The following is a 12798-nucleotide window of genomic DNA, read 5'->3' as shown; positions in this document are numbered from 1 at the left end:
AAATACAAGAGTTGTGTTTTAATTTCTATGGTATAATTAAAAGCATGAAGATAAAAGAAATAAAGGAAGTTACTTTACAACCGTTCACGAAATGGACAGGTGGTAAAAGACAATTATTGCCTGTTATTAGAGAATTAATTCCTAAAACCTATAACAGGTATTTCGAACCTTTTGTTGGAGGTGGAGCTTTATTTTTTGATTTAGCTCCTAAAGATGCAGTTATTAATGATTTTAACGCTGAACTAATAAATTGCTATCAACAAATTAAGGACAATCCTCAAGAATTGATTGAAATTTTGAAAGTTCATCAGGAATATAATTCAAAAGAATATTATTTAGATTTACGTTCTGCTGATCGTGATGAAAGAATAGATATGATGTCCGAAGTACAAAGAGCTGCACGTATTCTATATATGTTGAGAGTGGACTTTAATGGTCTATATCGTGTGAATTCTAAGAACCAATTTAATGTTCCATATGGACGTTATAAGAATCCTAAAATTGTTGATGAGGAATTGATATTTGCTATTTCAGTATACCTAAATAACAATCAACTAGAAATTAAAACGGGAGATTTTGAAAAGGCTGTTTTAGATGTTCAGCCAGGGGATTTTGTGTATTTTGATCCTCCATATATTCCATTGTCTGAGACGAGTGCCTTTACTTCCTACACTCATGAGGGGTTTTCTTATGATGATCAAGTAAGATTAAGAGATACCTTTAAAAAATTGAGTGATGCAGGGGCTTATGTTATGTTGTCAAACTCCTCTAGTTTTTTGGTAGAGGAGTTGTATCGAGATTTTAATATCCATTATGTTGAAGCTACCCGAACTAATGGAGCAAAATCTTCGAGTCGAGGAAAAATTTCTGAAATTATAGTCACAAATTATGAAAAATAACGAATATAAGTATGGAGGTGTTTTAATGACAAAACCATACTATAATAAAGATAAAATGATTCTTGTTCATGCAGATACGTTTAAGTTATTATCGAAAATGAAACCAGAAAGCATGGACATGATCTTTGCTGATCCTCCATATTTTTTGAGTAACGGTGGTATATCAAATTCTGGGGGACAGGTTGTATCTGTAGATAAAGGTGACTGGGATAAGATTTCTTCCTTTGAGGAAAAGCACGAATTCAATCGTAAATGGATTCGTTTAGCAAAAGAAGTTTTGAAGCCTAATGGGACTATTTGGATTTCGGGGAGTTTACATAATATTTACTCAGTTGGAATGGCATTAGAGCAAGAAGGTTTTAAAATTCTAAATAACATTACTTGGCAGAAAACAAACCCTGCACCTAATTTATCCTGTCGTTATTTCACTCATTCTACTGAGACTATTTTATGGGCAAGAAAAAATGATAAAAAAGCTCGTCATTATTACAATTACGATTTGATGAAAGAGCTAAATGATGGTAAGCAAATGAAAGATGTTTGGACAGGTGCTTTGACGAAAAAAGCTGAGAAATGGGCTGGCAAGCATCCAACACAAAAACCAGAATATTTATTGGAACGTATAATTTTGGCCTCTACTAAAGAGGGTGACTATATTCTAGATCCATTTGTTGGTAGTGGCACTACGGGTGTTGTTGCGAAGCGATTAGGTAGAAGATTTATAGGTATCGATGCTGAAAAAGAATATTTAAAAATTGCAAAGAAGAGGTTGGAGGTATAGAGAAGTGTTAGAGTTAGGTGAGTATGCAACTTATAAAGAATTTGGCCTTGAACTTATTAACTGTTTAGAACATTCTGGTTTTTCCGAGTCAATTAAAGAGGGAGAAGAAGCTAAATCTAGAATCCTTATAACACCTCAAGATATAACGTTGATATTTTATGGATATAAGGCAACGAACGAGGAGACTAAAAGACGATTAAAGAGAAATTCTTACGATTGTTTAGTAAGATTTAAGGAAGAAGATGTAAGTTTTATAACAATCTGTAAGGAAATAATAGAAAAATGTCATATTGAAAAATTTCCTGTAAAACTAATAAAGAATATAGTATATATTGTCTTGAGGTCAATCTCACAAAGGCCATTAACAACAATAGAATCTACAATTTCAGATTATTTATTAATTGAAAACCAACTAATTAGAATTAATAATCCATTATACAATGACAGATATCTATCATCAGAAGAAATTGATAATGGTATTAAAGAGTTAAGAAGTGTATTAGCTTCATTGAATGATGTTGGAAAATTTTCCTTGCAAGAAATTATAAATATAATAAGTTATATTGCAATTATCGAGGAATTTAATTATCCGAAACTTGAGGGTGATACTAAATATAGAGGACGTTCAGATTGTTTTGGTAGATATATTGAGGTTTTATTTGGTGATATAGATGAACTTAGTAGACATATTTCTGAACAATCTTTTTCTGTAGGTGCGCATTTTATTCATGATCAAAGATACCAAGATTATTATTTAACTAAATATATAGATATGGATAGACTTGAGTTGAACAATCAAGGTGAATATTTTTAAGAAAGGAATCTTATGAATCTATTAAATTATCATAAATTACCGTCAGAAGAGCGCTTGGGAAAATTTCTTTCTACGCTTTCAATTACCAACAGAACGCCAGAGTACTATGTGAATTGGAGTAAAGTTAATCGTGAGACCAAGAAGTATGAATTAGAGTTAAATACATTAAACTACTTAATTGGCAAAGACGATATCTATTCAGAAGCATTACACTTGTTCACTAAACAACCTAATTTGTTAAAAGCAATTCCTAGCTTGATTGCAAGTCGTGATAAAGTTTTAGATGTTTTAACAATAGATGAAAACGATAATATGTCTTTTGAGCAATTGGATTTCCAAACGATAGACACTAGTAGAATAGATGATTACATGAAATTTATTGTCCAATCTGGTTTATTAATTTTTTTACAACAACATGCTAATCGTTCATTAGTTGATTATGTTTATGGAGTAGAGACTGGACTAGATAGCAATGCACGAAAAAACCGAAGTGGAACAACCATGGAGGGGATTTTAGAGAGGCATGTAGCAAAAATTTCTCAGGAACAAAAATTGGAATGGAAATCTCAAGCTACAGCCCAATTTATTAAGGATAAGTGGGGGATTAAAGTACCTGTTGATAAGTCTGAGAGAAGATTTGATGTTGCAGTTTATTCCCGAGAAAAACATAAGGTTTGGTTGATTGAAACGAATTATTATGGCGGCGGAGGAAGTAAATTAAAAGCGGTTGCTGGAGAGTTTACTGAACTTAGTCAATTTGTTATTACTTCAGATGACAATGTTGAATTTGTTTGGGTTACTGATGGTCAAGGATGGAAAACAGCACATTTACCACTAGCAGAAGCATTTAGTCACATTACGAATGTATTCAATTTAGAGATGTTAAGAGAAGGATTTTTAGCTGATTTATTTTTACAATAATTGTTCATTAACTATAAACAAAAAAGAGGCTTAGACCTCTTTTTCTTATTTTTTCTTCCTGTTTAGGACGGCATTGAGGACAATGGCAAGTAGGCTGGCTACGACGATTCCGTTTGAGAAGAACATTTGGAAGGCTGTCGGCATGCTGACAAAGAGATTACTGTTGTTTAGTCCGACACCTGCAGCGATTGAAACAGCTGCGATAAGGAAGTTGTGTTCATTGTTAGCAAAGTCAACACGAGCGAGGATTTGCATCCCTTGAATCGATACAAAACCAAACATCACCAGCATAGCACCACCGAGGACAGGACTTGGAATGATTTGGGCAAGGGCGCCAAACTTAGGAAGGAGTCCAAGGAGAACCAGGAAACCAGCTGCGTAGTAGATTGGCAGGCGTTTCTTAATGCCTGACAATTTAACCAAACCAACGTTTTGTGAAAATCCTGTGTAAGGGAAGGTGTTAAAGATTCCTCCGAGAAGTACGGCCAAACCTTCTGCGCGGTAACCGTTACGAAGGCGTGTGCTGTCGATTGGGTCTTTCGTGATATCAGACAAGGCTAGGTAAACACCAGTCGACTCAACCATAGACACCGTTGCGATGATACACATCATGACAATAGATGAGATTTCAAAGGTTGGCATCCCAAAGTAGAGTGGAGTTGGGACATGGACAAGTGGTGCTGCTGCAACAGGAGAGAAATCAACCAAACCCATGGTAGCAGCAATGGCAGTTCCAACAACCAAACCAATCAAAATAGAGATAGACTTGATAAATCCTTTGGTAAAGATGTTGATCAAGAGGATAATCAGAACAGTGATAGCTGCAAGCAAGAGACTTTGACCAGTTGGTTCTGGAACGTTATTTCCCATATTTCCAATAGCGACAGGAATCAAGGTTAAACCAATCGTGGTAATAACAGATCCTGTTACGATAGATGGGAAGAGATTGGCTACTTTTGAGAAAATGCCTGAAACAAGAACCACGTAAATACCTGATGCGATAAGGGCACCAAACATAGCACCACTACCATGGCTTTGCCCAATCATAATCAAGGGAGCAACTGATTGGAAGGCAACTCCTAGAACGACTGGTAGTCCAATACCAAAGTATTTATTGAGTTGGAGTTGGAGGAAGGTTGCCACCCCACACATAAAGATATCTGTAGAAATCAGGTAGGTCAACTGCTCAGCTGAATAGCCAAGGGCTGTCGCAATCATGATAGGAACCAGGATGGATCCTGAGTACATGGCTAGTAAGTGCTGCAAGCCAAGAACGGCTGCTTGTGAATGTTTTTCTTGAGTTTGCATTAGAGATCTGCCTCCTTAAATACGACTTGACCATTTTCAAAACGATCCAAACGAGCGAGTGATAGAACAGGGTAGCCTGCTTTTTCAAGCAAATCACGGCCATCTTGGAAGGATTTTTCAATCACAATACCGATAGCTTCGACTGTGGCTCCAGCTTGTTCGATGATTTGAATCAAGCCTTTAGCAGCTTGGCCATTAGCAAGGAAATCGTCGATAATCAAGACCTTGTCCTCTGGTGAGAGGAATTTTCCAGCGATAGAAACAGTGCTGGTCACTTGCTTGGTAAAGGAGTAAACTTCGGCAGTTAAGATACCTTCGTTCATAGTGATGTTTTTAGCTTTTTTAGCGAAAATCATGGGAACGTTTAAGGCTTCAGCTGTAAAAACGGCTGGAGCAATACCTGACGCTTCAATGGTTACGACCTTGGTAATGCCAGCAGCAGCGAATTTTTCCGCAAAAACCTTACCAATCTCTCGCATCAAGCTAAAGTCAACTTGGTGGGTTAAAAAGGAATCCACCTTGAGGATGTTGTCACCCAAGATATGCCCATCCTTGAGGATGCGCTCTTCTAATAATTTCATAAGACCTCCTAAAGTCTAAAAGCCAGTTTACTTGTTGGTTAAATGTTTCTATGGTGATCCAGTTTGCTAGTACTATATATTTGATAAAACTAGTACGAGCGAAGCGAGTCTTATCAAATATTTCCCGTTGTAGTGGTATCATAGACAATAAGTTTGTTATTGTCTATGACGGAATTTTTGAGACTTTTGGCTCAAAAATTAGGGATGAAATTCCGAAGGAAGTTGCTCCCGTCCGCACTACTTAAGGGAAATATTAAAAATATTCAAAAAGGACCTACTTAATCTCTAAGTAAGTCCCCAAAATAGGCATGGCAAAAAAGACCATCCCCTCAAGCTAACTTACTTATTGTTAGGTGTTCCGGCACCTTGTAGAAACGTCGTGCCAATTCACGACATAAACAAGTAAAATGATATTCAATTTCAAATAGGCTTGAGCCAATGTTTTTATTTTACACTAAATAACTTTAGAAATCAAATATTTTGTTAGTGTTTTGGCTTGAAAAACGAACAAATATAATAAAAATGGGCAAGAATTAACTTATTGACTAACATTTAGAAGGTTTTTCCATCATAAAAGGCATATTATTAAGTTTTTAAACACCTGACAATATGCCTTTTTCTAACTTTAAAGACTTTTTCCCAATCTTTATTATTCTACTCGCTAAATCTTAAAAAATAGCCATCTGGATCCAAAACTGCAAATTCATGAGGATATATAAAGCTATCTCCTACTCGAAATTCTCTTTTTGTCAGGGGACGATGGATAGGATAGTCAGCTTCCAGCAGTTTTTGGTGGAGCTGAGGAACATCTGCAATGCCAAAGGAAATATTGACACCGCGCCCGAAAGGATAGGTCAGCTGAGCTAATTCTTCTGCGCTTCCTTCTTCTAGCATAAGTTGGCAGTCTTCAAGCGAGAGGAAGAGAAATTTCTCCTCTGGACGCTCGTATTCGACAGAGAATCCTAGCAGGTCGCAGTAGAAGTGGCGTGATTTTTCGATGTCAGATACTACAAATTCAGGAATGACAGCTTGATAGTCCATTCGTTTTCTCCTTAGAGTTCAATCTCCAAGACAATCGGTGTATGGTCTTGGCGAGCACCTGAGTCAATCATATCAGATTTAGTGATCTTGTCAGCGATGCGGTTACTTGTTAGCCAGTAGTCGATTCTCCAGCCTGTATTGTTGATTTTAGAAGTCTTGCTGCGTTGCGCCCACCAAGTGTAACGTTCTGGGACATCGCCGTGAATATGGCGGAAGGTGTCAGTAAATCCAGTTGCCAAAAGGTTGGTAAAACCAGCACGTTCCTCGTCTGTAAATCCAGGTGAACGGCGGTTGCTGGCAGGATTTGCAAGGTCGATTTCCTTGTGGGCCACGTTGTAGTCACCCGTCGCAAGGACTGGTTTTTCTTTGTCTAACTCAGCTAGATACTCAGCATATTTGACGTCCCAGACTTGACGCTCTTCCAAGCGTTTGAGACCGTCGCCAGCGTTTGGTGTGTATACTTGCGTTACGAAAAATTCATCAAATTCTAGGGTGATGATGCGGCCTTCCAAGTCCATGGTAGAAGGGGCACCGATTTCTGGGAAGCTGATCGTTGGTGTGAGTTCTTTTTTATAGAGGAACATGGTTCCAGCGTAGCCTTTGCGAGCAGGTTCTTGGGAGGAACGCCAAGTGTTTTCATAGTCTGGGAAGAGTTCTTCAAGTACTTCTAGGTGTTTCTTTGTAGGGCCCTTGGCAGAAAGCTTGGTTTCCTGGATAGCGATAATATCAGCATTTTCGGCTACCAAGGTTTGTAGGACTTCTTGGGACAATTTTGCACGAGCTGAGTCGCTCGTTAGGGCTGCATTGAGGGAATCAATATTCCATGAGATGAGTTTCATAAGGTTACCTTTTTCATTCAGATTATAGATTTTATTATACCAAAAAAAGGTCCATTTCCCCAACGTATGGCTTGAAAAATCACTCTCTTTCGTTTATAATTAAGAATGATTTTATGAAAGGGAGTGAAAATAAATGAAATTTTACTCATATGACTATGTACTTAGCCAAATCAGTCAGCAAAATGGCATCATGATTGGCTTTGGAATTGTTCTCCTAGCTATCACAGGATTTTTTGCTTTTAAAGCCTATCGAGATAAAAAGGGGACTAAGTTTCGGGAATTGGTCATGATTTTGGCCTTGACCTTGGTGGCCATGCTTTTGGTGACAATCTCAAAATACCAGACCAATCAAGCCTCTAACAACCAATTTCAAACCTCCCTTCATTTCATCGAGCTTGTTTCCAAAGACTTGGGAGTGGATAAATCAGAAGTTTATGTCAATACTTCTGCAGATACGGATGGAGCGCTTGTCAAGGTAGGTCCAAATTTCTACCGCGCCATGAACGGGAGCCAACCAGACAAGTATCTTTTAGAGAAATTAGAATTGAATCAAACAGACGCTATTGAATTGGTGGAGGTAAACAAATGACACTCAATTATATGGAAATTTTAATCAAACTGGCCTTGGGTCTTTTATCGCTGGTTTTTGTTATCAATGTGACAGGAAAAGGAAACCTAGCACCTAACTCTGCGACAGACCAAATTCAGAACTATGTTCTCGGTGGTATCATCGGTGGGGTAATTTACAATAGTTCAATCAGTATTCTGCAATACGCAGTGATTTTGATGATGTGGACGATTTTGGTCTTGACCCTCAAATGGCTCAACAACAATGTTCGTTTTGTCAAACGCTTGATTGATGGGAAACCAACTCTCCTCATCAAAAATGGGAAGATTGACCCAGAAGCCTGTCGTTCAGTTGGCTTGTCTGCATCGGATGTAGCCCTCAAACTTCGTAGCCAAGGAATTTTCCAGATGAAACAGGTCAAACGAGCTGTGCAGGAGCAAAATGGCCAACTCATCGTGGTCCAAATGGGAGATGAAAATCCTAAGTATCCAGTTGTGACTGACGGTGTGATTCAAGTTGATGTTTTGGAATCGATTGGTCGTAGCGAAGAGTGGTTGCTTGATAACCTCAACAAGCAAGGACATGACAATGTAGCCAATATCTTTATCGCTGAGTATGACAAGGGTGCCGTCACAGTCGTAACCTATGAATAAGAAAAACCTGGGGTCTTGGCCTCAGGTTTCAATTTGCAATCAGAAAGGGATTTTATGTCCATTATTCAAAAACTTTGGTGGTTTTTCAAGTTAGAAAAACGCCGTTATCTAGTCGGGATTGTGGCCCTGGTTTTGGTTTCCGTCCTCAACCTCATTCCCCCCATGGTTATGGGGCGGGTCATTGATGCTATCACATCGGGGCAATTAACCCAGCAGGACCTCCTTCTTGACCTATTTTACTTGCTACTTGCAGCCTTTGGGATGTACTATCTGCGTTATGTTTGGCGTATGTATATCCTTGGGACTTCCTACCGTTTGGGACAGATTATGCGCTCTCGCTTATTTGAGCATTTCACAAAAATGTCTCCAGCTTTTTATCAAACCTATCGGACGGGGGACCTGATGGCACACGCAACCAATGATATCAATGCCCTAACGCGTCTGGCAGGGGGAGGGGTTATGTCAGCCGTGGATGCCTCAATCACAGCTTTAGTGACCTTGTTGACCATGCTCTTTAGCATTTCGTGGCAAATGACCCTAGTTGCCATTTTACCCTTACCTTTCATGGCTTATGCGACCAGTCGTTTAGGTAGAAAGACTCATAAGGCCTTTGGTGAATCACAAGCTGCCTTTTCTGAACTCAATAACAAGGTGCAGGAGTCCGTATCAGGTATTAAAGTGACCAAGTCTTTCGGGTACCAGGCGGACGAGCTCAAGTCCTTTCAGGCAGTCAATGAATTGACCTTCCAAAAGAACCTGCAAACCATGAAATACGATAGTCTCTTTGACCCCATGGTTCTCTTATTTGTTGGTTCCTCCTATGTTTTAACGCTCTTGGTCGGCTCCTTGATGGTTCAGAAAGGGCAAATCACGGTTGGGAATCTGGTCACCTTTATCAGCTACTTGGATATGCTGGTTTGGCCTCTTATGGCTATTGGTTTCCTCTTTAATATCACTCAGCGAGGGAAGGTTTCCTATCAGCGGATTGAGGAACTTTTGTCTCAGGAATCACCTGTACAAGACCCTGAGTTTCCTCTAGACAGTATTGAAAATGGGCGCTTGCAGTATGCCATTGATAGCTTTGCCTTTGAAAATGAGGAAACACTGACAAATGTTCACTTTAGTTTGGAAAAAGGGCAAACTCTGGGCTTGGTTGGTCAGACAGGCTCTGGAAAAACGTCCTTGATTAAGCTCCTCTTACGTGAATACGATGTGGATAAGGGAGCCATTTACCTAAACAGTCACGATATTCGCGACTATCGTCTGACAGATCTTCGTAGTCTTATGGGCTATGTTCCTCAGGATCAGTTTCTCTTTGCGACTTCGATTTTAGACAATATCCGCTTTGGTAATCCTAACTTGCCCCTTTCAGCGGTCGAGGAAGCGACTAAGCTAGCTCAAGTTTACCAAGACATTGTAGCCATGCCTCAGGGATTTGATACAGTTATTGGTGAAAAAGGAGTCAGTCTTTCTGGTGGGCAAAAGCAACGTCTGGCCATGAGTCGGGCTATGATTTTAGACCCTGATATCTTGATTTTAGATGATTCCTTGTCCGCCGTAGATGCCAAGACAGAGTATGCGATTATCGACAATCTCAAGGAGACACGAAAGGACAAGACAACCATTATTACGGCTCATCGCCTCAGTGCGGTTGTCTATGCAGATTTGATTTTAGTTCTGCAAAATGGCCAAATTATCGAACGAGGCAGGCACGAAGACTTGCTAGCTTTGGATGGCTGGTATGCTCAAACCTACCAGTCTCAGCAGCTGGAAATGAAGGGAGAAGAAGATGCAGAATAAGAAAGAACAATGGACTGTATTGAAGCGCTTGATATCTTATCTCAAGCCTTATGGACTCCTGACCTTTTTGGCACTCAGTTTTCTCCTAGCGACGACGGTCATCAAAAGTGTCATTCCCCTTGTGGCTTCCCACTTTATCGACCAGTATCTCAGCAATCTCAACCAACTCGCTGTGACCGTTTTGCTGGCCTACTATGGCCTTTATATCCTACAAACTCTGATCCAGTATGTCGGCAATCTTCTCTTTGCGCGCGTGTCTTACAGTATTGTTAGGGATATTCGTCGGGATGCCTTTGCTAATATGGAGAAGCTGGGCATGTCTTATTTTGACAAGACGCCAGCAGGCTCCATCGTCTCTCGTTTGACAAATGATACTGAGACCATCAGCGATATGTTTTCGGGGATTTTATCTAGCTTTATCTCAGCAGTTTTCATCTTTCTGACAACCCTTTATACCATGTTGGTGTTGGATTTTCGTTTGACAGCATTAGTATTGCTCTTTCTCCCCTTGATTTTCCTTTTGGTCAATCTCTATCGGAAAAAATCAGTGAAAATCATTGAAAAAACTAGAAGTCTCTTATCAGATATCAATAGCAAGCTGGCTGAAAACATCGAGGGAATCAGAATAATCCAGGCCTTTAATCAAGAGAAGCGCCTGCAGGCAGAATTTGATGAAATCAACCAAGAACACTTGGTCTATGCCAACCGTTCTGTAGCCTTGGATGCCCTCTTTTTGCGCCCTGCCATGAGTTTGCTGAAACTCTTAGGTTATGCAGTCTTGATGGCCTATTTTGGCTATCGAGGACTTTATCTGGGAATAACGGCAGGAACTATGTATGCCTTTATCCAGTATATCAATCGTCTCTTTGATCCCCTGATTGAAGTGACGCAAAATTTTTCGACTCTTCAAACTTCCATGGTGTCTGCAGGTCGTGTTTTTGCCTTGATTGATGAGAGGACCTATGAGCCCCTTCAAAATGATGGGCAAGCCAAAATCCAAGAAGGCAATATTCGTTTTGAACATGTATGTTTCTCTTATGATGGAAAACATCCGATTCTGGATGATATTTCCTTCTCCGTTAACAAGGGTGAGACCATTGCTTTTGTGGGGCATACAGGTTCTGGGAAATCTTCGATTATCAATGTCCTCATGCACTTTTATGAATTCCAGTCAGGGCGAGTTCTCTTGGATGATGTGGATATCAGGAACTACAGTCAGGAAGAGTTGAGAAAAAATATCGGGCTGGTCTTGCAGGAACCCTTCCTCTATCATGGAACCATTAAGTCCAATATCGCCATGTACCAAGAAATCAGTGATGAGCAGGTCCAGGCTGCGGCAGCCTTCGTGGATGCAGATTCCTTTATTCAAGAACTTCCTCAGGGATATGATGCACCTGTGTCTGAGCGTGGTTCGAGCTTCTCTACTGGTCAGCGTCAGCTTCTTGCCTTTGCTAGAACAGTCGCCAGTCAGCCTAAAATCCTGATTTTGGATGAAGCGACAGCCAATATTGACTCTGAAACAGAAAGCTTAGTTCAAGCTTCTCTGGCTAAGATGAGACAGGGGCGGACAACCATTGCCATCGCTCACCGTCTTTCTACTATCCAAGACGCCAACTGCATCTATGTCTTGGACAAGGGGCGTATTATCGAGAGTGGAACACATGAGGAACTCTTGGCTCTGGGAGGAACCTATCACAAGATGTATAGTTTGCAGGCCGGGGCCATGTCCTAATACTCTTTGATTTTCATTGAGTGTAAGAAGGAAATCCTTCAAATTACAGATTTCTTTCACCGCCTTTTCCATTTTGTGGTATAATGAAAAATGTTGACAAATAGTATAATAAAAACAAAGGAGAAACAGCATGCTGAAATGGGAAGACTTGCCCGTGGAAATGAAATCAAGCGAGGTTGAGTCTTACTACCAGCTTGTCTCTAAAAGGAAGGGTTCGCTGATTTTCAAGCGTTGTTTGGACTGGGTTTTGGCCTTGGTTGTACTGGTTCTGACCTCTCCCATCTTTCTCATTTTGAGCATTTGGATCAAGTTGGATAGCAAGGGACCAGTGATTTACAAGCAAGAGCGTGTGACCCAGTACAACCGTCGGTTCAAGATTTGGAAGTTCCGTACCATGGTGACGGATGCGGATAAACAAGGGAGTCTGGTGACTTCTGCTAACGATAGTCGTATTACCAAGGTTGGCAATTTCATCCGCCGTGTGCGTTTGGACGAACTGCCTCAGCTGGTCAATGTCCTTAAAGGCGAAATGTCCTTTGTTGGTACACGACCTGAAGTGCCACGCTACACAGAGCAGTATAGCCCTGAAATGATGGCAACCTTGCTCTTACCAGCAGGGATTACCTCTCCAGCCAGCATCAACTACAAGGATGAGGACACTATTATCAGTCAAATGACCGAAAAAGGCCTGTCAGTTGACCAAGCCTATGTAGAGCATGTCCTTCCTGAAAAGATGCGCTATAACCTTTCTTATCTCCGAGAATTTAGTTTCCTTGGAGATATCAAAATCATGTTTCAAACCGTGTTTGAAGTGCTAAAATAAAGTAGTCATGAGAAAATGAGTACAGATAAAAGGAGCAA

General features: G+C 40.2%; 13 protein-coding genes and 1 riboswitch. Of the genes, 9 read left to right on the top strand and 4 right to left on the bottom strand.

The annotated features are described in order from the left end of the window. The first annotated feature begins 44 nt into the window (after positions 1 to 44). From B7697_RS02735 to B7697_RS02720, 4 genes are read left to right on the top strand one after another with little or no spacing between them, the layout of a single operon-like run. Positions 45 to 899 (top strand): DNA adenine methylase, encoded by an 855-nt coding sequence (locus B7697_RS02735; RefSeq protein ID WP_084950217.1) that lies wholly within the window; start codon positions 45 to 47, stop codon positions 897 to 899. Continuing rightward, a complete protein-coding gene (locus B7697_RS02730) occupies positions 889 to 1680 on the top strand; it encodes a DNA-methyltransferase (protein ID WP_000794285.1) in 792 nt (263 codons plus the stop codon). Before B7697_RS02735 ends, B7697_RS02730 begins: the two co-directional genes overlap by 11 nt. 4 nt (positions 1681 to 1684) lie before the next feature. Further along, the gene (locus B7697_RS02725; RefSeq protein ID WP_084950215.1) at positions 1685 to 2494 is read left to right on the top strand and encodes a hypothetical protein; all 810 of its coding nucleotides are present in this window, start codon (positions 1685 to 1687) and stop codon (positions 2492 to 2494) included. Between the two features lie 12 nt (positions 2495 to 2506). Then, positions 2507 to 3415 carry a type II restriction endonuclease gene (locus tag B7697_RS02720; protein ID WP_084950213.1) on the top strand — a complete coding sequence of 303 codons (909 nt, stop codon included), beginning with the start codon at positions 2507 to 2509 and terminating at the stop codon, positions 3413 to 3415. A 45-nt stretch (positions 3416 to 3460) separates the two neighbouring features. Here the strand turns inward: B7697_RS02720 and B7697_RS02715 are convergent, their stop codons facing one another. From B7697_RS02715 to B7697_RS02695, 4 genes are all read right to left on the bottom strand, one after another. Beyond that, positions 3461 to 4723: a nucleobase:cation symporter-2 family protein gene (locus tag B7697_RS02715; protein ID WP_084950211.1), complete on the bottom strand. Its 1263-nt coding sequence runs from the start codon at positions 4721 to 4723 to the stop codon at positions 3461 to 3463. Further along, complete coding sequence (locus B7697_RS02710) at positions 4723 to 5304, bottom strand: xanthine phosphoribosyltransferase (RefSeq protein WP_000770403.1); 582 nt, start codon at positions 5302 to 5304, stop codon at positions 4723 to 4725. The genes B7697_RS02715 and B7697_RS02710 overlap by 1 nt, the downstream gene beginning before the upstream one ends. Before the next feature lie 326 nt (positions 5305 to 5630). Next, a riboswitch (purine riboswitch) is annotated at positions 5631 to 5726 on the bottom strand. Between the two features lie 232 nt (positions 5727 to 5958). Next, entirely contained in the window at positions 5959 to 6345 is a 387-nt protein-coding gene (locus B7697_RS02700; protein WP_000386217.1) for a bleomycin resistance protein, read from the bottom strand. Between the two features lie 11 nt (positions 6346 to 6356). Beyond that, a complete protein-coding gene (locus tag B7697_RS02695) occupies positions 6357 to 7184 on the bottom strand; it encodes an exodeoxyribonuclease III (protein ID WP_084950243.1) in 828 nt (275 codons plus the stop codon). A 133-nt stretch (positions 7185 to 7317) separates the two neighbouring features. Between B7697_RS02695 and B7697_RS02690 the strand changes: the two genes are divergently transcribed. From B7697_RS02690 to B7697_RS02670, 5 genes are all read left to right on the top strand, one after another. Beyond that, positions 7318 to 7773: a DUF3290 family protein gene (locus tag B7697_RS02690; RefSeq protein ID WP_049478420.1), complete on the top strand. Its 456-nt coding sequence runs from the start codon at positions 7318 to 7320 to the stop codon at positions 7771 to 7773. Further along, entirely contained in the window at positions 7770 to 8405 is a 636-nt protein-coding gene (locus tag B7697_RS02685; RefSeq protein ID WP_084950209.1) for a DUF421 domain-containing protein, read from the top strand. The genes B7697_RS02690 and B7697_RS02685 overlap by 4 nt, the downstream gene beginning before the upstream one ends. 54 nt (positions 8406 to 8459) lie before the next feature. Then, positions 8460 to 10205: an ABC transporter ATP-binding protein gene (locus B7697_RS02680; protein WP_084950207.1), complete on the top strand. Its 1746-nt coding sequence runs from the start codon at positions 8460 to 8462 to the stop codon at positions 10203 to 10205. After that, positions 10195 to 11937 carry an ABC transporter ATP-binding protein gene (locus tag B7697_RS02675; RefSeq protein WP_084950205.1) on the top strand — a complete coding sequence of 581 codons (1743 nt, stop codon included), beginning with the start codon at positions 10195 to 10197 and terminating at the stop codon, positions 11935 to 11937. The genes B7697_RS02680 and B7697_RS02675 overlap by 11 nt, the downstream gene beginning before the upstream one ends. A gap of 130 nt (positions 11938 to 12067) precedes the next feature. Further along, positions 12068 to 12760 (top strand): sugar transferase, encoded by a 693-nt coding sequence (locus B7697_RS02670; protein WP_084950203.1) that lies wholly within the window; start codon positions 12068 to 12070, stop codon positions 12758 to 12760. Positions 12761 to 12798 lie beyond the last annotated feature (38 nt).

The sequence above is a fragment of the Streptococcus mitis genome (assembly GCF_002096895.1).
Taxonomy (GTDB): Bacteria; Bacillota; Bacilli; order Lactobacillales; family Streptococcaceae; genus Streptococcus; species Streptococcus mitis_AH.
This window is presented reverse-complemented; position numbering and strand designations above follow the sequence as displayed.